This is a genomic window from Paenibacillus sp. FSL R7-0272 (genome assembly GCF_037969905.1).
In the GTDB taxonomy this organism is placed as follows: Bacteria; Bacillota; Bacilli; order Paenibacillales; family Paenibacillaceae; genus Paenibacillus; species Paenibacillus polysaccharolyticus.
Map to the genome: position 1 here is coordinate 3,053,672 of NZ_CP150221.1, position 23,062 is coordinate 3,076,733.

The 23,062-nt window shown below is 44.6% G+C and carries 20 protein-coding genes; 19 read left to right on the forward strand and 1 reads right to left on the reverse strand.

What is annotated here, in order from left to right; all coding sequences use genetic code 11:
* Positions 1 to 96 precede the first annotated feature (96 nt).
* The 18 genes from MKY23_RS13540 (at position 97) to MKY23_RS13625 (ending at position 21,443) form a co-directional block, all read left to right on the forward strand.
* A complete protein-coding gene (locus MKY23_RS13540; protein ID WP_090915766.1) occupies positions 97 to 774 on the forward strand; it encodes a response regulator transcription factor in 678 nt (225 codons plus the stop codon).
* Positions 767 to 2,137 carry a HAMP domain-containing sensor histidine kinase gene (locus MKY23_RS13545; protein WP_339838804.1) on the forward strand — a complete coding sequence of 457 codons (1,371 nt, stop codon included), beginning with the start codon at positions 767 to 769 and terminating at the stop codon, positions 2,135 to 2,137. Before MKY23_RS13540 ends, MKY23_RS13545 begins: the two co-directional genes overlap by 8 nt.
* Before the next feature lie 435 nt (positions 2,138 to 2,572).
* Complete coding sequence (locus MKY23_RS13550; protein ID WP_253494751.1) at positions 2,573 to 3,799, forward strand: alpha/beta fold hydrolase; 1,227 nt, start codon at positions 2,573 to 2,575, stop codon at positions 3,797 to 3,799.
* Between the two features lie 151 nt (positions 3,800 to 3,950).
* Positions 3,951 to 6,080: a serine hydrolase domain-containing protein gene (locus MKY23_RS13555; RefSeq protein WP_339838807.1), complete on the forward strand. Its 2,130-nt coding sequence runs from the start codon at positions 3,951 to 3,953 to the stop codon at positions 6,078 to 6,080.
* Positions 6,081 to 6,254: 174 nt separating this feature from the next.
* Positions 6,255 to 7,973, forward strand: a complete 1,719-nt coding sequence (locus MKY23_RS13560) for an ABC transporter ATP-binding protein (protein ID WP_336122635.1) — start codon at positions 6,255 to 6,257, stop codon at positions 7,971 to 7,973.
* A gap of 178 nt (positions 7,974 to 8,151) precedes the next feature.
* The gene (locus tag MKY23_RS13565; protein ID WP_167375624.1) at positions 8,152 to 8,613 is read left to right on the forward strand and encodes a MarR family winged helix-turn-helix transcriptional regulator; all 462 of its coding nucleotides are present in this window, start codon (positions 8,152 to 8,154) and stop codon (positions 8,611 to 8,613) included.
* Positions 8,610 to 9,713, forward strand: coding sequence for a low specificity L-threonine aldolase (locus MKY23_RS13570; RefSeq protein WP_336122636.1), 1,104 nt, complete (start codon positions 8,610 to 8,612; stop codon positions 9,711 to 9,713). The genes MKY23_RS13565 and MKY23_RS13570 overlap by 4 nt, the downstream gene beginning before the upstream one ends.
* Positions 9,714 to 10,480: 767 nt before the next feature.
* The gene (locus tag MKY23_RS13575; RefSeq protein WP_339838813.1) at positions 10,481 to 11,293 is read left to right on the forward strand and encodes a class I SAM-dependent methyltransferase; all 813 of its coding nucleotides are present in this window, start codon (positions 10,481 to 10,483) and stop codon (positions 11,291 to 11,293) included.
* A gap of 57 nt (positions 11,294 to 11,350) precedes the next feature.
* Entirely contained in the window at positions 11,351 to 11,980 is a 630-nt protein-coding gene (locus MKY23_RS13580; RefSeq protein WP_336122638.1) for a pentapeptide repeat-containing protein, read from the forward strand.
* Between the two features lie 105 nt (positions 11,981 to 12,085).
* Positions 12,086 to 13,633 (forward strand): DEAD/DEAH box helicase, encoded by a 1,548-nt coding sequence (locus tag MKY23_RS13585; RefSeq protein WP_339838817.1) that lies wholly within the window; start codon positions 12,086 to 12,088, stop codon positions 13,631 to 13,633.
* 106 nt (positions 13,634 to 13,739) lie between these two features.
* Positions 13,740 to 14,093, forward strand: coding sequence for an MmcQ/YjbR family DNA-binding protein (locus tag MKY23_RS13590; RefSeq protein ID WP_221788668.1), 354 nt, complete (start codon positions 13,740 to 13,742; stop codon positions 14,091 to 14,093).
* 68 nt (positions 14,094 to 14,161) lie between these two features.
* Positions 14,162 to 15,064 carry an alpha/beta hydrolase gene (locus MKY23_RS13595; RefSeq protein WP_339838820.1) on the forward strand — a complete coding sequence of 301 codons (903 nt, stop codon included), beginning with the start codon at positions 14,162 to 14,164 and terminating at the stop codon, positions 15,062 to 15,064.
* 276 nt (positions 15,065 to 15,340) lie between these two features.
* Positions 15,341 to 16,498, forward strand: a complete 1,158-nt coding sequence (locus tag MKY23_RS13600; protein ID WP_339838823.1) for a type III polyketide synthase — start codon at positions 15,341 to 15,343, stop codon at positions 16,496 to 16,498.
* Positions 16,485 to 17,213: an SAM-dependent methyltransferase gene (locus MKY23_RS13605; RefSeq protein ID WP_339838826.1), complete on the forward strand. Its 729-nt coding sequence runs from the start codon at positions 16,485 to 16,487 to the stop codon at positions 17,211 to 17,213. The genes MKY23_RS13600 and MKY23_RS13605 overlap by 14 nt, the downstream gene beginning before the upstream one ends.
* Entirely contained in the window at positions 17,210 to 18,349 is a 1,140-nt protein-coding gene (locus MKY23_RS13610) for an NAD(P)/FAD-dependent oxidoreductase (protein ID WP_336122644.1), read from the forward strand. The genes MKY23_RS13605 and MKY23_RS13610 overlap by 4 nt, the downstream gene beginning before the upstream one ends.
* Positions 18,350 to 18,526: 177 nt before the next feature.
* Positions 18,527 to 19,717, forward strand: coding sequence for a PLP-dependent aminotransferase family protein (locus MKY23_RS13615; RefSeq protein WP_339838829.1), 1,191 nt, complete (start codon positions 18,527 to 18,529; stop codon positions 19,715 to 19,717).
* 258 nt (positions 19,718 to 19,975) lie between these two features.
* On the forward strand, positions 19,976 to 20,827 hold the full coding sequence (locus MKY23_RS13620) for a CPBP family intramembrane glutamic endopeptidase (protein ID WP_339838832.1): 852 nt from the start codon (positions 19,976 to 19,978) through the stop codon (positions 20,825 to 20,827).
* Between the two features lie 16 nt (positions 20,828 to 20,843).
* Positions 20,844 to 21,443: a TetR/AcrR family transcriptional regulator gene (locus MKY23_RS13625; protein WP_339838835.1), complete on the forward strand. Its 600-nt coding sequence runs from the start codon at positions 20,844 to 20,846 to the stop codon at positions 21,441 to 21,443.
* Positions 21,444 to 21,518: 75 nt separating this feature from the next.
* Here the strand turns inward: MKY23_RS13625 and MKY23_RS13630 are convergent, their stop codons facing one another.
* Positions 21,519 to 21,944 (reverse strand): MaoC family dehydratase, encoded by a 426-nt coding sequence (locus tag MKY23_RS13630; RefSeq protein ID WP_339838838.1) that lies wholly within the window; start codon positions 21,942 to 21,944, stop codon positions 21,519 to 21,521.
* Between the two features lie 196 nt (positions 21,945 to 22,140).
* Between MKY23_RS13630 and MKY23_RS13635 the strand changes: the two genes are divergently transcribed.
* Positions 22,141 to 23,016, forward strand: coding sequence for an AraC family transcriptional regulator (locus tag MKY23_RS13635; RefSeq protein WP_090915779.1), 876 nt, complete (start codon positions 22,141 to 22,143; stop codon positions 23,014 to 23,016).
* Positions 23,017 to 23,062: the final 46 nt, after the last annotated feature.

The following is a 23,062-nucleotide window of genomic DNA, read 5'->3' on the forward strand; positions in this document are numbered from 1 at the left end:
ATCGAATGAGATTGCAAAGATTGAGGATTCACTAAATTAACGAACTGGCGATATAAATGCATAACAATTCGTATAATGTTGCCGAAGGAGAAGCATATGGCTACCATATTAGTTGCAGACGATGATGCGAATATTCGTGAGCTGGTCTGCTTGTTTTTGCGAAATGACGGATTCGACACCGTAGAGGCAGTGGACGGCCATCAGGCGCTCACGTTATACAAGGAACGTCACATTGATCTGGTGGTGCTGGATATTATGATGCCAGTGATGGACGGGTGGGCGTTGTGCAGAGAATTGAGACAGTTGAACGCAGACCTACCCTTACTTATGTTGACAGCTAGAGGTGAGACATGGGAAAAGGTAAAAGGTTTCGAACTGGGCACAGATGATTATTTAACGAAACCATTTGACCCGTTGGAGTTAACTGTACGTGTGAAAGCTCTGCTAAAACGGTACAAGATTGGCTCCACTCATATGATTCAATTTGGAGACGTGACGCTGGATCGTCAGAGTTACAAAGTTATTCTGGGTACAGAGTCGTTAACTTTGCCACTCAAGGAATTTGAATTGTTATACAAGCTGGCCGGAACACCGGGGCAGGTCTATACACGAGAGCAATTGATCGATCAGATCTGGGGGCTGGATTACACAGGGGATGATCGGACAGTGGACGTACATATCAAACGTTTGCGTGAACGGTTTGCGACGACGCCTGATTTTCAGATTGAAACGGTTCGTGGTTTAGGATATCGGTTAGAGGTCAAGCATGATTAAGTCTTTGTATATCCGGGTTGTTGTGACTTTTCTCATTTCTGTGATTGCCGGGACCGTAATTGCTTTCCTCTTATCCACCTGGATTTTTGAAGATCAGCTCAATGAGAATTCACATATCAACATACGCAATTTCGGTCAGGATGTTGTACAGATATACAAAACGCTTCCACTCTCCGAAGCGGATGCATTCGTCAACAACATGAAGCAGCTCGATCTTTACTATATTCGGATGTATGAGCCGTCAGGACAATTCCAAACGTACGGAAAGGCTATAGATCATAAGCCGATTTCAGTGACGAAAGAGCAGCTTCAGAAAGTACTTGGAGGAGCCGTGGTGGAGGCGACTCCGAATGGTCTTGGTACAGTTCTACTGGGATTGCCAGTCCAGACTGCTGGTGGGACTCGAGCCATGTTTCTGGAGACGCTGTCGCCGCCTGCTGCCGCTGCTGTGATTCAATGGGGTACAATCTTTGCCACCTCGTCTCTGGCCGCCGGAAGTCTGATCATTCTGATTGCTTCCATGTTTTTGGTTAGACCCATCAAAAAATTAACCCAGGCAACCAAACGTATCGCAGCAGGTGATTTCAATGTAAAACTGAATATTAAGCAATCTAGTGAACTGGGCACGCTCGCTCGCAGTTTCGAAGATATGATGAAGGATCTACAGCAACTGGAGCAGATGAGAAGAGAGTTTGTAGCCAACGTCTCACACGAGGTACAATCACCACTTACTTCCATATCAGGCTATGCTCAGGCTTTGAAAAATGTAGAGTTACCGGATCAGGAACGAGGACGGTATCTCGACATTATTATTTCTGAGGCGAAACGCATGTCTAAAATGAGTGATAATTTGCTTAAGCTCAGCATGCTCGAATCACAATCTCATCAGCTGCAACTCGCCACGCGTGATCTTGATGAACAGATCCGAAGGGTTATCGTTGCATTACAGCCCCAATGGTCCGCTCGGGATATTCGTTTTGAGCTGGATTTACAGAAGGTTCAAGTCATCGCAGATCACGATCAGTTGAATCAGGTATGGACGAATATTCTCAGCAATGCGATTAAGTTTTCAGAGAATAAAGGCGTAATTCACGTCAGGATGGAACGGGATGTCAGGACTGTAACAGCATATATAACGGATGAGGGAATTGGTATTCCTCTCGAAGATCAAAAGCGTGTATTTGAGCGCTTCTTCAAGGCCGATCGTTCCCATAGTCGGAAATATGATGGTAGCGGGATGGGGCTTGCGATCGTGAAACAGATTATTTCGTTACATAAAGGGGATATCGCGTTGGAGAGTAAAATGGGCCAAGGAACAACATTTATAGTAAGCTTGCCAATTAGTCCACCGACGGCAGGCTAGTCAACTTCTTTTTGTGTGGTTCTTTGCTACGTTCATGTACAAGTTCGCTTGTATGTGAAACGTAGCTTTTTTTAGTTGTTCATGTTCTATTCATATGGATGTCATGAGCAGTACACGATTAGTAAGTATTATTTTCTAGGAGGCAGATCAATACACAGATCAAACACTTGATGAAGTGGGATCTATTGAGAAAAGTGGGGATTCTGAATGAGATTATTTGAATTACTTTTAACGTTATCTTGTTTCGTTTTGTTAATCGATTTATTTTTTGTTAAAAGAAATGTAAAGAAAACTGGTTTGGCTCTCGGCATTGGAAGCAGTATTTTGTTTGTGGTTCAGTTAGTGGTCGAGGGATACAGGTGGCAGATGCTTTTGATATATGGCCTAACGGGTCTGTTCATACTCATCATTTACTTTAAGCACACCAAAAAGAGGATGGCTATTAAAATAGGGAAAACGCTGAAATACAGTATAGCCTCTTTCATTGTTATTTTATTAGCGTTATCTGTCGGCTTGATGGTGTACTTGCCTGTCTTTCATTTGCCTAAACCTGATGGACCAGAGAAAGTCGGGACTCAAACATTTCACTTAACGGATTCAAGTAGAGATGAAGTCTTAACGGAGGAGCAGAGTGACAAGAGGGAGCTCATGATCCAGATATGGTATCCCACTGCAAATAAAGATAACAATCAAAGTGAATTTCTTTTCCCTAAAGATAAAGAGATGTTCAAGAAGTATATTCAGACATACTCCAATTCTTTGAACCTGCCTGATTTTGTGTTTGATTACTGGAAGTACAGTAAAACGAGCTCCTATAAAAATGCAGAAATATTGCCCTCGACAAGTCCTTATCCGGTGGTACTGTTATCCCATGGCATGGGAACCAGCAGGTTTTTACATGCATCACAGGCCGAGAATCTGGCCAGTCATGGCTATATCGTGGTGACCATCGATCATACGTATAGTACGTTTGCTACTATTTTTCCCGATGGACGTGTAACGGATTACAGAACCAAGATGAAAACCATTGACGACCGTAGAAAAGTCGGGGAAATATGGACACAGGATGTAGAGTTTGTAATGGGTCATATAGAAAAATTAAATTCAGGCATAATCAACAGCCAATTCAAAGGAAAGATGGATTTAAAACACGTAGGCGTGATGGGACATTCGTTCGGGGGAGCTACTGCGTTTAATACCGCTTATTTAGATCATCGAATTAAAGCCGGAATTAATATGGATGGGTCACTGTATGAGGTGGAGAATCGAGATGATCTCGAAAAGCCGTTTATGTTCATCAGATCAGGAAGTTTTAAAGATTGGTTAGTCGATTTTAAAAACAATACAGATTCGGATAACGAAGTGATTAAACAGCTTTCGGATGAGCTTCAAATTATGAAAAATGTAATCCATCATCAAGGAAATGTGATTTATGTAGAAGGGACCCAGCATTTCAATTTTGCGGATCTGCAATTTTATTCTCCGTTGATTAAACTGACAGGCATCACGGGAGATATCAATGGTAGCAGAGGGTCATGGATTGTAAACCAGTATGTACTTGATTTTTTCAATAAACATTTGAAAGGAACAGGTGGAGACCTGATCCAAGGAGCAAACGACAGATATCCTGAGGTGAAATTCGTTGAACCTGGGCAACTGTAACGAAGGTTATCGGATGACAGATTAACGCCGAATCTAATTTGTCCTGTTCATGTTCCGTTCATATAGACTTCATGAAGAGTACATCTGAATCGATTAAGCTTGTTTCATATCGTAAGGTGAAGGTCTGACCACAGAACAGGAGGAGATGTGAATGATAACCCAAGATATCAAGATCAACAAGGGTATGATCAAAACAATAGTTAAGAAACGGACTTCAATTGTTGCGTTGAGTCTGGTGATAATCATGTTAACACCAGGTACTATTATGGCTGCACCTTCTGTCACTAAGAGCAATGACCTGATGTATGAGACTACCAAGAAAACAGTGGTGGAGAAGGCTAGCCTACTTACCGAAACATACGGGGTAACCAGTGTGCAATATGCGCTGATGGATCAAGGAGAGATTGTTGTTTCCGGGCAGACAGGCAAAAATGACTCTAAAGGGGAAGTTCCGCTCACATCCGATACCATCTACGGCATAGGGTCGACTAGTAAAATGTTTCTGACAGCATCCGTGATGAAGCTTGTTGACGAAGGCAAGGTAAATCTGGATCAACCACTGACGAGTTATATTCCAGAATTTAAGATGAAAGATCAGCGCTACAAACAAATCACACCACGTATGCTGTTGAATCATTCGGCAGGTCTCCTCGGCACTTCAAGCCATAATGCAACATTGTACGGGGATAATGATACTTACACACATGATACTTTCTTGGATCAACTAGCGACACAGAATCTAAAGGCAGAACCAGGTGCGTATTCGGTATATTCTAACGATGCATTTACATTGGCTGAACATCTGGTTGAAAGAGTCAGTGGCTTAAGCTTTACGGCATATATACACACATATTTTACAGAACCTCTGAACATGGAGCACACCAAAACGCCGCAGGATGTGGTTAACACGGCAGAAATGGCGGCGATTTATTCTCCTTTGTCCGAGGTTCAGCTTCCACAAGAGAATTATAATATCATCGCTACCGGAGGGATATATTCCACCGCTGAGGATCTTGTGAAATTTTCACAACTCTTCACAGGTGAGGCTGAAGATATTCTTTCAGAGAAGTCGGTAAAAGCCATGGAACAAAAGGAGTACCAACGAGGCATGTGGCCAGAAGAGAGTGATTCTTCTATTTCTTACGGATTAGGATGGGATAGTGTGGACTTGTTCCCATTCAGTGACTATGGAATCAAGGCCGTTACGAAGGGTGGGGATACCGTATCTTATCATTCATCTCTGGTCGTACTTCCAGAGCATAATCTGGCTGCAGCCGTTACTTCTTCAGGAGGATCGAGTGCAATTGATCAATTGATAGCGAGCGAACTGTTACTTAGCGCACTCGAGACCAAAGGTATCATTCAAGAACGCAAACCTGAAAAGTCGTTTGGCATGCCTGTAAAGGCGGATATGCCAAAAAAAATGTCCGAGTATGCGGGAATCTATGGTGGCAACAATTCGGTTATGAAGGTGGATGTAGGTTCTACTGGAGAACTGTTGATTACTCCCCAAATGGTTCCGAATAGTCCTGTGGATCAATACATCTATACGTCGGATGGAACGTTTGTTAATAAGGAAGGCACAAAAAAATTAAAATTTGTTCAAGAGTCAAAAGGTCATATCTACTTGTGGTCTCGATCCTATCTGTCCATACCTGGCTTAGGACAACTTGCTTTCTCGGAATATACGGCACAAAAGCTCGAAAACAATCCATTGCCCAACGACGTTAAGGCGGCTTGGGATCAGCGTGATGGGCAGCGATATTATTTGATGAATGAAAAATATACCTCCACGGCATATCTCCATTCTTCAGCAATCATTCCATTGGATACAGGGAATGGTGTTCCCGGGTATATGATCAATCACAAAATTGTTGGAGCCGACCATGCAGTGAACCAACTCCAGATTCCCGGCATGGCTGGCAGGGATGCAAGGGATATCTACTTTTCCAGTAAAAATGGTATAGAGTATATTCATTTTACAGGCTATGAATACGCCAGTGAAGAGATTGTCCAGACACTTTACAGCGGAAAGCAATCTAAGATAACGATCCAGCCAGAAGGTTATAACAGATGGTTCTCCGTGCCGTCAGCTACCGTAGGTCAGGTTATGACAGTGAAGATGCCTGCAAATGCCGCCTTTGCTGTATATGATCAGACAGGAGTTTGTGTGAATCATACAGTGGTTAGTGGCAAGAATGAGGTTGTTCTACCTGAAAACGGGCGTATTGTATTCGCGGGTGAGACAGGTTCTCGATTTGAAGTTTCATTGAAAAAATAGAAAGCGTATTCGCACGTATTTACAGAATCAACATGCCAAAAGTCTTCTCTATGATATGGGGGAGGCTTTTTAGCTATCGATCAACGAGAATAGGTTTACATGTTTTGGTAGACTGTATAGAATGGTATACACTGTATAACCGAATATGAATGTGGAGAGTGAGTGTGAATCGAAATGCTTCGTCGTTTTTTTTCGTATTACCGACCGTATAAAAAACTGTTTTTGATCGATTTTGGCTGTGCTGTATTTGCGGGTTTGCTGGAGCTGGCATTTCCGCTTGCGGTTAGTAAATTTATCAATGAACTGCTACCAGGCCAAGACTGGCCACTGATTTTACTGGCGTGTATCGTGCTGTTATCGATCTATGCACTCAATACGGTATTGAACTACGTTGTTACATACTGGGGGCATATGCTGGGCATCAACATCGAAACAAATATGCGGGAGAAAATGTTCGCTCACCTGCAGAAGCTTTCGTTCCGGTTCTTTGATAATCGTAAAACGGGGCATCTGATCGGTCATCTCACGAATGACCTCAATGATATTGGCGAAGTGGCTCACCACGGACCAGAAGATGTGTTTATCGCCGTGATGACGCTGATTGGCTCATTCTGGCTGATGGCCAATATCAACCTGGAGCTGGCTTTGCTAACGTTTATCATCATTCCGATTATGGCGTGGGTGATTATTGTATTCGGCGGTCGGATGACCAAAACGTACCGGAGACTCTTCGGTGACGTCGGTAACTTCAATGCACGTATTGAAGACAACGTAGGCGGTATGCGTGTCGTTCAGTCTTTTGCCAATGAAGATCATGAGAAAAAGCTGTTTGCTGTAGATAATGCCAATTTCCGTTTAACCAAACTGCTAGCGTACAAAACGATGGCGAAAAGCATTTCGGTCAGTTATATGATGATGCGTCTGGTGACCGTGTTTGTGATGATCAGCGGAGCGTGGTTTTACATCGATGGCAGAATCAACATGGGCGATTTCATGGCGTTCCTGCTCTTGTCGAATATTTTCTTCCGCCCGATTGAAAAGATTAATGCCGTGATTGAGAGTTACCCGAAGGGGATCGCGGGGTTCAAACGTTACCTGGAGATCATTGACACCGAGCCTGAGATTGCGGATCGCAAAGAGGCGGTCGAATTGCGTGAGGTGAAGGGGGATATCCGCTTCGAAAATGTGTCGTTTGGTTACGAGTCCAGCCGGCGCATCTTGAATCAGATTAGCTTGTCGGTCCGTCCTGGGGAAACCGTTGCTTTTGTCGGACCTTCAGGTGCAGGTAAAACGACGATCTGTAGCTTGCTTCCACGCTTTTATGAAGTAGAAGAAGGCCGAATTACGGTGGATGGGATGGATATTCGAGACATTAAGTTGCAATCTCTACGTAAACAGATCGGGATCGTGCAGCAGGATGTATTTCTGTTCTCGGGTACGATCAAGGAAAATATCGCGTATGGCGATCTGACCGCCACCGAGGATCAGATCTGGGAGGCGGCGCGCCGTGCTTCATTGGAAGACCTGATTCTAAGCTTGCCTGACGGCATGGACACAATTATTGGCGAACGAGGAGTGAAGCTGTCCGGTGGGCAAAAACAACGTTTGTCCATCGCCCGCATGTTCCTCAAAAATCCGCCCATTCTAATTTTGGATGAAGCGACATCTGCCCTGGATACGGAAACGGAAGCACTCATCCAGCAATCTCTTGCCGAATTGTCGGTAGGCAGAACAACGCTGGTGATTGCTCACCGACTGACCACAATTAAAAATGCAGATCGCATTATCGTGGTGAACACCGATGGCATCGCTGAACAAGGCAATCACGAAGAGCTGGTTGCTGCCGGAGGCATTTACAGCCGCCTGCATCAAGTTCAACACAATCACTCGTAGGCTGGTGTCTCACCAAGTTCGTTAAATTTGTTTGAAGTTGCCGCGCAATGCGCGGCTTTTTTGTGTTCTTTTAGAGATCCGATGTCTGGAGATGTTGAACTGGAAGAATAATGTTGACAGTGTCCACAATCCTGATTAATATAATGTTGACAATGTCCACTAAAAGGGAGGTTTCGTAATGAGCTCTCAACATATTCAACCTGAGGTTCTGGCAGACATGCGGCGGTTTAACCGTTTTTATACGAATATACTCGGGGTGCTTGATAAGCATATTCTCGGGACGGGATATTCTTTTGCCGAGGTACGCGTCATCATCGAGATTGGCATGCGCGGCGAAAGCATTGCAAACAATCTGGTCGATACACTAACGATTGATCGCAGCTACATGAGCCGCATTGTGAACAAGCTGACAAAGGAAGGACTGCTCATTAAGGTGGATTCCACAGAAGACAGCCGGGTTAGCCTCATTCGCCTGACGGAAAAAGGGCAGGTGCTATTTGCTGAACTGAATGACCGATCCGATCAGCAGATTATGAAATTAATGCAAAATTTAAACGAAGAAGAGATTCAAGAGGTGTATGCCTCTATGATGAACATCCAAGAGAAGCTGAACAAGAAGGCAGGAGAGAGAGCACGATGATACGATTTGAATGTGATTATAACGAAGGTGCGCACGAACGCATTTTGCAGCGATTAATGGAAACTAATATGGAGCAAACGAGTGGTTACGGCACAGATGATCATTGTGAGCGTGCGCGTATGCTGATCCGGCAGGCCTGCGGTCAAGAAGAGGCAGATGTACATTTTCTCGTCGGAGGTACACAGACCAACACAACGGTAATTGCATCTATTCTTCGTCCACATCAAGGCGTCATTGCCGCGGTATCTGGCCATATTGCTGTTCATGAGACAGGTGCGATTGAGGCGACAGGACACAAGGTGCTGACGGTTCCGAGTCCGGACGGCAAAATTACGGCTACGCAAGTGAAAGCTGCCTATGATGCACATGCACAGGAATCGTCACCAGAGCACAGTGTGCAACCGGGCATGGTATACATATCCCAACCGACCGAGTATGGCACAATGTATAGCAAAGCTGAACTTGAAGCGCTGTATGCAGTAAGCAAGGCGTGTGGTCTGCCATTTTTTGTGGATGGAGCACGTCTCGGTTATGCTCTTGCATCCAAAGATTGTGATATGACGATGGCCGATCTTGCTCGACTCTGCGATGTATTTTATATTGGGGGAACCAAAATTGGTACATTGATGGGTGAGGCAGTTGTTATTCTCAATGATGCGTTGAAACGCGATTTCCGTTATATTATCAAGCAAAAGGGTGGCTTATTGGCGAAAGGAAGACTTCTAGGTATTCAGTTTGAAACGTTGTTTGAAGATGGTCTGTATCTCGAAATTTCCCGTCATGCCGTTGATATGGCTTTGAAAATTCATGATACCCTTAAGCAACATGGTGTGGAGTTCTTGTATGATTCTCCAACGAATCAGCAGTTCCCGATTCTGCCGGATTCCTTGCTGGCACAATTGAGTGAAGACTACACATTTACATTTTGGGAAAAGGTTGACCATTCCCGTAGTGCGGTTCGCTTCTGTACCAGTTGGGCCACTCGTCTGGAAAACGTAGAAGCACTAACGCGTGATATTGCATCACTGTTGCAGAAAGACAAAGGTCAAGCTGAATCGACTGAAAAAATTGCGGTGTTAGAGACTGCGGTAATGGTGTAACTGGATTGGTGTGATTGAATGCGTAAATAACAGTAGAATCAAGTGGGCTATCCGAATCAAGCATGCTGCCACTGAAGTAGAGCACCTCCTCAGCAAGCGAGTTGAGTGAAGGGTCAAACGCTACCGATCATGACAGAGCTTATTCGGGGCGTTTTAGCGAGTAAATTTTTCTAACGATCACCACAGACGTTATTCGACTAAGAATCGCGCTTTTTCAGGATAAAATGCTGATTTATTATAAAATAAGCTTCCTGGTGATCGTTAAAATTTAGCATTGCCTGATTCGAGCCAAATAGCGTTTCTGGTGATCGTTAGAACTTTCTAACTGGCCAGGAGTGGTCTACTGTTTTCATAAATTAGTGCCCACATACAATCATCCAAGGATAGAGAGCTGATTATAGGGATTAGATGTGCCTGGAATAGAATTTGGGGGTGTCTTGCAGGTGAGCTGTAACCTGTAAGGCACTTCTTTGTATTTTATATGAAAATGATGCAATCCGGATTTTATGTGCAATGCTAAATATATTAGGAATTCTTTTATTAGAAGTGAGTTTATTAGAAGTGAGTTTATTAGAAATTAGATTACTAGAAGTGAGTTTATTAAGGGATAGTTTAGGAGGGGGTAGAAACATTAGACCTCCGTTGTTAGACTGTGATTGTTAAATTTTAGTGGTTAGACCTTAGTGGTGAGGTTAGATTGACATCTTTCTCCGAATAATTTAAGGTATTATAGATATATTATGTCTCTAATGTGAAGGAGAGAAGTTATGCAACCGGAAGATAAACAATCCTTTCCAACAAAAAGTTCATTGGGTAAAAATTCATCTACTTTTTCAATAAATGAATCGACTCCAGCGATCGAAGACCTTCAAAATAAGCTTCCTATACAATCCATGCCTCTCCTAACGATGTTACAGCCATCCCCCGGAGAACGGATTTTGGATTTGGGATGTGGGAATGGCATACTGACGGCTAAAATTGCGGCAACCGGAGCAATTACCACCGGAATTGATTTTTCTAAAGAGAGTATTGCACAGGCTATGGAGAAACATCCCGGACTGGATTTTCAGATCGCAGATGCTGCTCATTATCGGACAAAGGAACGTTATGATGCTGTATTTTCTCATGCTGCATTTCATTGGATGGCTGATGCACCAGCTGCCTTGAAAACCGTGCAATTGGCGTTAAAGGAAGGAGGACGTCTTGTTACTGAGTTTGCAGGAAGCGGTAATACGGCGATCCTTCTTCATGCGGTTCGGGACGAGTTGCTCACAAGAGGATACACATGGGAAGGACGTAATCCGTGGTATCACCCTACCGTAGGTGAGTTTTCAAGCTTGCTGGAGCAGCATGGATTACGAGTGTTATTCATACAACATGCTGACACGATGAGGCCACTGAAACAGGGAGTCCGTCCATGGCTCACTAGCTTTGCTTCGTATCTGTTCCATGATATTGAAGCAGCCGAGCAGGAGATAATGATGGAGGTTGTCGAAAAGAAAGTAAAAGCGCAGCTTTATCGTGAAGGGCAGTGGAATCTGGATATTGCCAGAATGCGAGTTGTGGCTGTAAAAGGTTAACGATTAAGAATACAATAGCCAGGCTGGCATAATCTCGACTCATTTCAGGAGGATCGCATGAAAATAGAGAAACCCAAACTGACCTTGCAGTTGCTTGAATCTGAACCGACCTATACTTTGGATTCGAAAATAGAGTACAAGGACAGACTGTTTGAACATATGACACTGGACATGCTGGAGGTGAGCAAAGCATCATTCGAGAACGTGGTGTTCCGGCATGTAACCATTCTGGAGTCATCACTTGAACATTGTGAGTTTACGGATGTGCGGTTCGAGCACTGCGACTTTTCCAATGTGAATCTGCAAAATACGTTTATGCATCGCACGGAGTGGGCCAATTGCAAACTGGTCGGCACGGACTTTTCCGGTAGCAGGTGGCAGAACGTTAGCATTGTGCAGAGTATATGCGATTATAGCAATTTTCGCTTTTCCCATCTCAAACAGGTTGAGTATGTCGAGTGTAGCTTGAACGGTGCGGATTTCGGATATCTGAAATTACAAAAGATCGCATTCGGTGCATGTAGACTGGATCAGGTGACTTTTACCGGAACACCTATGAAAGGATTGGACCTCAGTGATAGTGAATTTGATGCTCTTGTTCTTACGCTGGAGGATCTGGCCGGGTGCGCAATCGCGCCGCATCAGGCAGCCACGTTTGCCGGATTAATGGGACTAATCATCAAATAACGTTCAAAAAGATATACAGAATCGTGATTTAGTGTTATCCTTAACTGTTACGTGTGACATAAAGATTCGTTTTATGTAGAGATGTGCGTAGATGAAGGAGATAACATGACATTTCAGGAATTAAACATTATCCCTCCGATTTTGGAAGGATTGAAAAAAGCAAATTACAGTAAACCTACTCCGATTCAGGAGCAATCCATACCAGCCGTGCTTGCGGGCAGAGATTTACTTGGTTGTGCGCAGACGGGAACAGGTAAGACGGCGGCATTTTCGGTGCCCATTATCCAGTTGTTAAGCCAAGGCAGTAAGCAGAAACAAGGTACTCCCGGTAAACAGTCAGATCAAAAAGTAAAATCCGTCCGCGCGATTCGCTCACTGATCTTGTCCCCAACAAGGGAGCTAGCCATTCAAATATCCGATAATATTAAAATGTACAGCAGATACACCGACATTCGCTCTGTGGCGATTGTGGGAGGCGTATCTCAAAGAGTACAGGAACGCGCGCTGCAACAGGGAGCAGACATTATCATTGCTACACCCGGACGCTTGATGGATCTGGTGAATCAGAAGCAGATTGATCTGAGCAAAGTAGAGATTCTTGTACTGGATGAAGCTGACCGTATGCTTGATATGGGTTTTATCCACGATGTGAAACGCATCATCGCCAAGATGCCAAACAAAAAACAGACTTTATTCTTCTCAGCAACCATGCCGCCAGAGATTGTGAAGATGGTGCAAACACTGCTGGTGAACCCTGTGAAAGTGGAAATTACCCCGGTATCATCAACGGTAGATCGTATTCAACAGTCTGTATATTTGCTGGAGCACGGCAAGAAGCAGAACATGTTAAATCATATTTTGCAGGATAAATCCATTGCTACAGCACTGGTATTCACTCGGACCAAACGCGGAGCTGATCGGGTTACGCGAGATTTGGCCAAAATAAACGTGACGGCGCAGGCCATTCACGGTAACAAGTCACAGAATGAACGGCAACGGGCGCTGAACAATTTTAAAAGTGGTGTAACTCGTGTGCTGGTCGCAACCGATATTGCCGCGAGAGGTATCGATGTGGAAGAGTTGACACATGTCATCAACTTCAATCTGCCGAACATCCCTGAGACTTATGTTCACCGCATTGGACGGACAGGACGAGCTGGGAAAAGCGGGATGGCGATCTCGTTCTGTGAGAAGGATGAGCTTCCTTTCCTGAAAGATATCGAGAAAGTCATCAAGAAGTCGATTCCCGAAGTGAAGGATCATCCTTACCCGATGACTAATACGCCTGTGTTTACCCCAATGAATCAAACGAATCAAGGTAAACGGACAAAACCAAATTCCAGAACAGCTGACAGTAGATCTGGATTTAATCGCGCTACTGCGGATAAACCGGCGAAATCCAAAGCCAACCCGGCGCGTAAGCCAAAGTCCGAATGGTTTACCAAACGAGACAAAGTAGCATCCGGTGGTAGAAGCGAAGAGCGTAGCTCGAATGGTTCACGTTCCGGACGTAGCGACAATCCTCAAGCCAAAGTTAAGGGTGCATCGTCATCTGAGAGAGTGCGTAAAGCAGATCATAGCCAAATAGGTAGCCGTTCTTCCTATCAGAGCCAACAGCGCCGTAGCAAAACGCGCAATGATAAAGTTAATTAACATACTAGGAACGAAGCCTTCTCCGATCTATTGGAGGAGGTTTTCTTTGTGTAAGGCTTCGATTAAAATGGAAGATAAACGAGTTCAGTTTAGAGGGGGAAATGTTGTGACTAATAGTATTATGAATTATTGTCTTGGCAAAAAAGGTGCTGTGAAGGAATTTCCATTCGGGCCTGAAGCGGCAGTGATTAAGGTAGCCGATAAAATGTTTGCACTTCTGTTTGAAGGCAATGGAGAGAACAGTCGTTTGAATCTGAAATGTGATCCGATCATTGCGGAGAACCTGAGAGAGCAGCATGAGGCTGTTATTCCCGGTTACCACATGAATAAAAAGCACTGGAATACCGTTAAACTGGATGGTTCCCTACCAAATGAGGACATATATGCCATGATTGATCACTCCTATGACCTGATCGTGCAGAAGCTTCCAAAGAGGATTCAGGAGACACTGAGCGAATAGATTTAATGAGACCAGATGCGGTTGTAGCAGTTTTCGGAATACACAAAGATGATGAGGAGTGGATGTGAATGGATCAACAGCAGCAGATCGCCATGGTTCAACAAATGCGTCAGCAAAGCTCGGGAAATGAGCAGAGTCTCCAACCAAGTCTTACATATGATGTTACTGTAAAAGAATACACGATTCCTACCTCCGCCGGAGAAACCCGGGTGTTGGTGTATGTGCCGAACCGCAAGAAGAACGAACAAGCCGTAACTTGGCCCGTGTTCTTTAACATGCATGGAGGCGGCTTTGTGCTGGGTCAGGCTGACGGGGACGACCCTTGGTGTCGTTTGATTGCAGATCGTGCAGCATGCCTCGTCGTAAACATTGATTATAAGTTAGCACCTGAACACAAATTTCCCACGGCTGTCCATGAGTGTTATGACGTCGTGAAATGGATGCATTCCAATGCAGATCAGTTCTCCGCTAATGCAGCTATGTTTGCTATTGGTGGTCATAGTGCGGGAGGCAATCTGGCAGCATCGGTATGCTTGCTGAATAGGGAACGTGGGGGCGAATTACCAATACTGCTCCAAATTATTGATTATGCTGTGCTGGACGTGGCTACAGAACCCGGGGAGAAACCTGATTTTCCGGAAGCTATCCCAGCCCATGTGGCTAGAACGTTTAATGCAATGTATTTATCAAAACCAGAGGATGCTTCGAACCCCTTAGCTTCTCCGTTGCTTGCCGAATCACTCTCTAATTTGCCTGAGGCTTTGATTATTACTGCGGAGAGAGATTCTCTAGCTGAAGAAGCGCGTGCATATGCCGCGAAGCTGGAAGCAGACGGTGTAAAGGTGACCCACAAAGAGTACGCAGGGGCAGTGCACGGTTTTACACATCATGGCGATGTTGAAATGGCTGAAGATGCTTGGTATTTGATGAGTGACAAGTTGAGGAACGTTTTTAGCCGTGCAGAAGTTTGATATAGAACGATGACGTTGAAGCCGCCTATGGGCGGCTTTTTTGTGTGAAGTTATAAAGTTCGTCAAACGGGGCCTTCTGAGTATGTCATCATCTTAATAAAATATATAATCCGGGCAGAGAACTCGTCGCCTGGAAACAGTGATGTCATGTTACGGCTTCAATACATCTTAGCAACAATTTAATATGGGACAATATCATTTTGGGGATTACAACTTTTTTATAAAGGGTAAGAAGTGTTAACTGCAGGTAATCATAACCAAAATTAGGAGGTTCATATGAATCCAAATAACCCTTCGAGTGATATCGCCATTCTTGGCATGGGAACGGCTCTTCCTATACACAAGGTAGCTCAGCCGGACATTGCGGAGCTTATCGCTTCTTCACTGGTTGATCGACCGGATTTGGCGAGGTTTGCCAAGCGAATTTTCAAATCCTGTGGTGTAGAGACACGGTATACCGTGGAACCGAGTTATCTTGGAACATTGGAAGAATGCCGTTATATCCCTTCTGGTAAACAGCCGGATATTCCAACGACACGGGAACGCATGGATACATACCAGCGGGAGGCGCTCCCTCTGGCGATTAGAGCAACGCAAGAAGCGATACAAGACGCGCAGATCTCTACCGAAGCGATAACTCACATCATAACGGTCAGCTGCACCGGGCAGTATCTGCCAGGACTTGATGTGCAATTGATCCAACACTTTGGACTTTCTGCTCGAGTGAACCGATTACCACTTATTTTTCAGGGCTGTGCAGCAGGATTAAAAGCAATCCAGATGGCTCGTGACGTCGTACAGGGTGCTCCAGGCTCGCAAGTGTTGGTTGTTTGCGTGGAATTATGCACGCTTCATTTCCAGCCGGTGCATGATCGGGAGGCACTGTTTGCTGCGTCGTTCTTTGGAGATGCCGCTTCTGCATCCATCGTGGGTACGCCAGAAGCGCAGCACAGAGACTACCTGAGTCTGGGAACCGGATATTCGGTGTTGCTACCGGATTCGACGGAGGACATGACGTGGAAAGTGGCCGATTACGGATATGATTTGCATCTGTCGCCACGCATCCCGAAGTTACTTGGCAATCATTTGCAAGAAGAACTGAGTCTTTTGCTGCAAAGTGAACAGCTCCCCGAACTATGGGCAATACATCCGGGCGGACGAGGAATCGTAGATTCTGTTCAGGAAGTGATGAATTTGAAGTCGGAACAGACGAAGTACAGTCGGGATGTTTTGAGAGATTACGGCAACTTGTCTTCGAATACGATCTTGTTTGTACTGCAAGCGATGCGCATGGATATGAAAAAGCAGGAACAATCATCGACGGAAGGCGTAGCTATGGCTTTTGGTCCCGGACTTACTGCAGAATTAATGAAATTCACGTATGTTCCGGCGTTAACTTCGGTCATGGAGGAGCAGGATCATGTCCTTCTTTAGAAGATTAAGCAGTCGTGCCAGAGAAGACGAACTGATGGATGACTTTTCGATGGGTGGAGAAGAACTGCGTGAAGCGTTGCGACATTTACGGCGGTTGAACAAAATATTTGCTGCTCCGGGTCCCACCGTGTCCGGTGTGGAGAAGTTATGGAAATCCGTCGGTAAGCCGGATACCCTAACACTGCTGGACGTTGGTGCGGGTTCAGGAGATGTGAATCAGAAGCTATTACATTGGGCGAAAAAACAAGGGATAGATATGCAAATTACGCTAGTGGATCTGACCGAAGAGGCTTGTGAGGAAGCAAGACAGTTGTTTCAGAACGAGCCTCGTGTTCGAGTACAGCGTGCCGATCTAACAGCGTTGCCTGATGATTCAGCCGATATTGTGACAGGCTCACAGTTCATTCACCATTTCGAAGGAGAACAGCTTGTGGACATGGTTGGTCATATGCTTCGTGCTTCGAGATATGGCGTGGTTATCAACGACATTCACCGTCATCCGGTGTCTTATAGAGCGGTATGGATTACAACCAGACTTATCTCGCGTAACCGTTATATTCGTCATGACGGACCGTTGTCAGTAGCCAAGGGATTTACAGATCAGGATTGGCAGGAACTCAAGCAGCGGTTGAACCATGACACGATGAGCTATGAGTGGAAACCGTTATTTCGGTATTCTGTGGTGATTCCGCGAAAGGGAGGCCTCGTAACATGATGAAATCAACCGATGTAATCATTGTTGGAGCTGGCATTGCGGGCAGTAGTTGTGCGATCGAACTGGCCAGGCAAGGTCATCGAACGTTGTTACTCGATCGGCAACAGTTTCCCAGACATAAAACATGTGGGGAGTTCATGTCACCTGAAACGAAGGAGATGCTGGAGCGTCTTGGCATTCATCTGTTGAATCAGGAGAAGAGCCCCAGCAGTATGGATCATGCTCGAATTACGATGCCGGATGGTGGTGAGATTGAAGCACCTTTGCCTGGATTCGCCTATGGAATAAGCCGATATGAGCTGGATCAACTTCTGCATCAGCAGGCTTATACCGCCGGGGCTGAAATTTTAACGAAAGTGAATATTGCTTCGATCCGGCAACTTGAAAATCAGAGTTATGAAGTCGAGGTGAAGCAGGGCAATGAACGGAGATGTTATCAAGCCAAGGCGGTTATCGGGGCATATGGCAGCAAAAAGTTGAGAGGAACAAGTAGCGAAGAAGGGGTTCGGGACGAGACGATATATGTCGGTGTCAAATCTCATTACAGAGGTATTAACATACCGGCGAGGGTAGAATTATATTTTTGTGATGGTGGTTATGTGGGCATATCCCCGATTGAAAACGACACGGTTAATGTTGCCGCATTGTTAACACTTGATTCTGTACAGGGGAGCGGCAAGTCCGTAACAGAGATTTTGCAGGCGGCCGCGATGACGAATGCAAATCTGGCGGCTCGTTTAGCAGAAGGGGAAGCCATTCAGGGAACCCAAGTGTCTGTTGCGCCTTTGCAATTGTCTAATGTCCCGGAACCGTGGTCCGATTATCCGCATATTGGGGATACGATGATGGTCATTCCACCTCTGTGCGGAGACGGGATGTCCGTTGCCCTTCGTTCTTCAATCGTGTGCGCGCGGTGGACAGATGCATACCTTAAGGACGAGGTTGACTATACCACATGGCAAAGCGAGTATACACTCGAAGCGAATCGGGAGTTCGCACCATTGCTTCGAAGAGCCAGAACGATTCAAAATCTTGCCTTTGCTAAAACCAACCGCTTTTATCCTGCTCTAGCTCGAATGTTTCCTGGGCTTGCGACCTACGTTGTAAAAGCGACGAGACTGTCTGAGATGAAATAAGCTGCCGAGAGCAGCTTTTTGTCGTTACTACAGGTGTTCGAAACAAGGATTCACAACATTTTGTATGAAAAAGGAGCAGGACTCTTTGGCAAATTGAAAAATGCTCGTATAATAGAGTCTAATGTATCATTAGAGCTAGAACTCAGATAGATTAGAGCCGAGAGGATGTTAGTAAAGATGAATTATACCTTTTCCAACCGGATTGCATCACTGCAACCGTCTATTATTCGTGAGATTTTGAAAGCTTCTTCAGGTCAAAATGTAATCCCATTCTCAGCAGGCAATCCTGCGCCAGAAACGTTCCCGATTGAAGCGATTCGTACCTTCACCCAGTCGATTCTGGAACAAGACCCGGTTACAGCGTTGCAATATGGCATCACGGAAGGATATGTACCACTTCGTGAAGCACTCCAGCGGCACCTTGAGCAGAATTTCAACACAGGTAAGCCGTCCGATCAACTTTTTATCGTGTCAGGGGCACAACAGGGGATTGAGCTTGCGTGTAAAGTGCTGTGTAATGAAGGCGATACAATTATCTGCGAAAGTCCCAGCTTTATCGGTTCTCTGAATTCCTTCCGTGCTTCCGGTGCGAAGCTGGCAGGGGTTCCGATGGAGACGGACGGTATGGACATTGATAAACTGGAGCATGCGCTGCAAACCGAGCCGAATGTAAAAATGATCTATGTTATTCCTAGTTTCCAAAATCCTACAGGTGTAACCACCAGTCTGGAGAAGCGCCAAGCAATCTATGCACTGGCTAAGAAGTATGGTGTTATGATTCTGGAGGATAATCCATACGGGGAGCTTCGATTTAAGGGTGAGGATGTGCCAACGATTAAGTCTATGGACGAAGACGGCTTGGTCATCTATGTCGGATCGTTCTCCAAAATTTTGTCGGCCGGACTGCGAGTTGGCTTTGTACAGGCGCCGCATGAAGTCGTGGAGAAGATGGTTGTAGCCAAGCAGGGGGAAGACGTACATACAGCGATGCTTCCGCAGATTCTGGCTCATCGTTTTATGACGGAGTATGATTATGCAGGGCATATCAATCTTATTCGTGATGTCTACCTCCGAAAGGCTACACTGATGATGGACAAGCTACAAGAGCATCTAGGCGATGCTGTGACCTATACTCGTCCAGATGGCGGATTATTCCTATGGTGTGATCTGCCTGCTCATGTACCGATGGTGGATTATGCCAAAACTGCTGCTGCGCAAGGTGTAGCTGTAGTACCAGGAAATGCGTTCCTCGTGAATGAGCAAGATCCGTGCAATGCCATTCGATTGAATTTCTCAACACCGTCAGACGAGCAAATTGTTAAAGGTGTGGAGATCCTTGGACAAGTGTTAAGGAACTCATTTTCCTAAAACCATTGAATAAATAACGGAAGCCGCCCTCGGGGGCGGCTTTTTGTATGATTAGATTAGCCAGTCATTACTAGTTGGTTCGCATAACAAGCGAAGATAGAGGTTATAAGTCTGGTACAGCATTTCATAACCGAATATTTATCTGCATGACAGCAAATATTAAAATCTTGTTCAATGTTGACAGAAGTCTACGTAGCTATATATATTGTATTTACCGACTATATAGTCGGTAAATACAATAAGAGATGGATGTGTATCATGAAAAGGAATTATGGCCTTCAACCGCCGATACCTTTAAGTTTAAAATCCGTAGCAGGCTTCGTACTTATTTTGATCATTTGGCAGGGTGGTACTATATTATGGTTTCATTTAGTAAATACTCTGATTCCTGCTACCCGTTCTGGATTACCTCAATTGATCACACTATATTTGTCTTTTTCTTTCCTGATTCTCGGCGTTTACATGATCACCAGGTATTTCTTTAAAATCCCGTTTATAACATTTTTGTTTGAAGGTAAAAGACCTGATATCCGCAAGTTTGCTATTTATTTTGCATGGTACTTCACTGCGCTTATCCTGTATTTACTTGTCGATATCGCTTTGCATCCTCAAGCTTTTACGCTTAATTTTGATCCGCTTCCGTGGTTAGGTGTACTCGTAGTAACTGCTTCTTTGGTTTTGTTTCAAAGTGCTGCTGAAGAGATTTTATTTCGAGGTTATATGTACCGTATGTTCAGATCATTAAGAGGCGGTGCATTCTGGTCTATCTTGGTCACTTCCCTGATTTTTGCTCTGCTCCATGGGTTTAACCCCGAAATGCTGCATTACGGGGTTTTTGGACCTCTGTATTATTTGCTGGTAGCGCTCTTTTTGGGAATCGTAGCTTACCATACGAATGGTCTAGCTGCTCCCATCGGTATTCATTTTGCCACGAATCTTTTTAATACATCCATCTGGGGATATGGAACGTCGACTTTGGAAAACATGGGTCTGCAAAATGTTGTATACCGCCACACATTAGACATGCCATTTGCATTCTTTGGGATTTTTGTTATCGTTATCTCATATGTTGCTTTTCAATTATTCAAGCATAAAAGGAACCGTTCATAAGGTTTCGGGAGGACTCATGACCAGAAGAAGATTGCCAGCAGAGGAAGCTAAAACAATCATTTTAAACCATGCTAAACAGTTATTTATCGAAAAAGGCTATGACCGAGCTACTATGGATGACTTATGTGCATTGACACAGATGAGCAAAGGAAACTTATACCATCACTTTAAAAATAAAGAGGTACTGTTTCTCCAGCTGCTTACTCAGCATACTGAACAAATGTCACAAAAATGGCTTCGTTTGATGGAGCATACTTCGTCTCCCAGCGAACAGCTGCTTGAAATGGCTGATTTATTCGGAAGAGACTGTGAAAGTCCATTAATCCAGGCGCTTGAAGAGTATTCCAGAACACTTTATAGCGAATCCGAGTCATTGACTACATTAAAGGAGATCACAGAAGTAGCCTATACTGCAATTAGGCAGGTGTTGCAGACGGGGATTAATCAAGGTATTTTTATGAATGAAGACATCGAAACATTGAGCTTTGGGGTCATGTCAACCTTGGCTGGAGCAACCCAACTCTGCTTAACTAAGCCAAATCTAAGCGGGGATGAATACGCAGCTCTGCATGTCAAAGCGGTTAAGTTGCTTTTAAAGGGAATTGCTATAGGTTGACCAGGGAGTCGTCACTATTCGGTTGTTTGTAGGGTACAAACATTTTACCGAGTAGACGACTCTTTTTTTAGCCTTTTAATTGTCCACCAGCGCACTCAATTCTGCCCGAAATACATTCTGACCCTTTTGGTTATATGTACTGAGCAATACCGTCACCGTGCCATTCCCGGTTCGTCTCGGACGAAGTTCGGTGACTTCAGCGATAACGTGAAGTTCATCCCCTGGATAGACAGGTTTCAAAAATTGAATATGGTTCATACCAGTGCCAGCGATAATATGCTCACCATACACGCCAACATCGATCCATAGTCGGAACGTGACATTCAGGGTCTGCATACCCGATGCAATCAGATCTCCGAAGCGTCCTTTTTTTGCTTTGTCCTCATCCAGATGCATATATTGCGGATCGTAAAGTTCGGCAAAACGAATGATTTCCTCCCTCGTTAAGAGAACCGATCCGGTTTCGTAACGCTGTCCTATTTTAAAATCGCTGAATTTCATGTTTGACCACTCCGATTTCTTTGGATTTCCTTAGCATATATTAACATGCTTATGTTCAATCTCCCTAACCATTGAGATCAGAAATTTGGATGTTTGGTCCTATTTTAGATAGAATATGAGAAACGGGGAAGTACATTCAGGCATAAGTATAGACACATGAGGCAGATGTATATGGAAAAAAGAGGAGGCAAATGACATGGGCGTACCTACTTTTCTCGAAACAGGTCACATGGCCGAAGGGTTTCCCATTCGGTTAATTTATACAGGTGCAGAATTCAATTATGCGGCACATTGGCATGATGAAGTGGAACTTGTTATCGTGACTGGAAAACATGCACGAATCGGTGTAAATGAGCAAATTTTTGAACTGAACCAAGGGGATATGGTTCTAATCAAGCCGGGGGACGTGCATTATTTTATGCCAGGCACCGGACGGCTGACGATTTTGCTGTTTCGGCTTGAATTGTTAACCGGGAGCTTCACGAGTGAAGCGGAGATGCAAGAGCTGGGAACACTTTTGAATCAAACGTCCATCATTCCGTCGGGCAGTCAGTCCAACCCCGGTCCTTATATTGATGCGATTGCCGTGGAGAAAACAAATCAGAAACCCGGTTACCGCTGGATTATGGTATCTCGGTTATATGATCTAATCGTCTTGTTACTACGTACCACACCCCCGGCTTCACAAACGGATTCGTCGCCATGCTGGCCTTGCGTATCTTCCAAAAAGTTCGAGTTTCTCGAATCCGTATGCGAGTATTTGGAAGAGCACTATGCCGAGCCGATTAAGCTGGAGCAGGTGGCAGAACATATGAAGTTCAGTAAGTTCCATATCTGCAAACTATTCAAAGAAATCAAGGGCATAACGTTAATGGAATATTTGAATCATTTTCGCATTATTAAGTCGGAGTGGGCGCTTTTGTTTCGTCAGGAATCCATTTTGGAGATTGCGATCAGTCACGGATTCAACAATGTGAACTCCTATAATCGTCTTTTTAAAAAATACAATAACTGCACGCCGTCCGAATTTCGCAAACGTCATCGTTCCAATATCGCAAAATATCAAGGATGATTGACAATATTTGTGGAGAAAGCCACCGCTCAAATTCTTATACTCA

Coding starts and splice junctions, on each gene's coding strand:
- MKY23_RS13540 (WP_090915766.1), top strand. CDS start 97: ATGGCTACCATATTAGTTGCAGACGATGATGCGAATATTCGTGAGCTG.
- MKY23_RS13545 (WP_339838804.1), top strand. CDS start 767: ATGATTAAGTCTTTGTATATCCGGGTTGTTGTGACTTTTCTCATTTCT.
- MKY23_RS13550 (WP_253494751.1), top strand. CDS start 2,573: ATGGCTATTAAAATAGGGAAAACGCTGAAATACAGTATAGCCTCTTTC.
- MKY23_RS13555 (WP_339838807.1), top strand. CDS start 3,951: ATGATAACCCAAGATATCAAGATCAACAAGGGTATGATCAAAACAATA.
- MKY23_RS13560 (WP_336122635.1), top strand. CDS start 6,255: ATGCTTCGTCGTTTTTTTTCGTATTACCGACCGTATAAAAAACTGTTT.
- MKY23_RS13565 (WP_167375624.1), top strand. CDS start 8,152: ATGAGCTCTCAACATATTCAACCTGAGGTTCTGGCAGACATGCGGCGG.
- MKY23_RS13570 (WP_336122636.1), top strand. CDS start 8,610: ATGATACGATTTGAATGTGATTATAACGAAGGTGCGCACGAACGCATT.
- MKY23_RS13575 (WP_339838813.1), top strand. CDS start 10,481: ATGCAACCGGAAGATAAACAATCCTTTCCAACAAAAAGTTCATTGGGT.
- MKY23_RS13580 (WP_336122638.1), top strand. CDS start 11,351: ATGAAAATAGAGAAACCCAAACTGACCTTGCAGTTGCTTGAATCTGAA.
- MKY23_RS13585 (WP_339838817.1), top strand. CDS start 12,086: ATGACATTTCAGGAATTAAACATTATCCCTCCGATTTTGGAAGGATTG.
- MKY23_RS13595 (WP_339838820.1), top strand. CDS start 14,162: ATGGATCAACAGCAGCAGATCGCCATGGTTCAACAAATGCGTCAGCAA.
- MKY23_RS13600 (WP_339838823.1), top strand. CDS start 15,341: ATGAATCCAAATAACCCTTCGAGTGATATCGCCATTCTTGGCATGGGA.
- MKY23_RS13605 (WP_339838826.1), top strand. CDS start 16,485: ATGTCCTTCTTTAGAAGATTAAGCAGTCGTGCCAGAGAAGACGAACTG.
- MKY23_RS13610 (WP_336122644.1), top strand. CDS start 17,210: ATGATGAAATCAACCGATGTAATCATTGTTGGAGCTGGCATTGCGGGC.
- MKY23_RS13615 (WP_339838829.1), top strand. CDS start 18,527: ATGAATTATACCTTTTCCAACCGGATTGCATCACTGCAACCGTCTATT.
- MKY23_RS13620 (WP_339838832.1), top strand. CDS start 19,976: ATGAAAAGGAATTATGGCCTTCAACCGCCGATACCTTTAAGTTTAAAA.
- MKY23_RS13625 (WP_339838835.1), top strand. CDS start 20,844: ATGACCAGAAGAAGATTGCCAGCAGAGGAAGCTAAAACAATCATTTTA.
- MKY23_RS13630 (WP_339838838.1), bottom strand. CDS start 21,944: ATGAAATTCAGCGATTTTAAAATAGGACAGCGTTACGAAACCGGATCG.
- MKY23_RS13635 (WP_090915779.1), top strand. CDS start 22,141: ATGGGCGTACCTACTTTTCTCGAAACAGGTCACATGGCCGAAGGGTTT.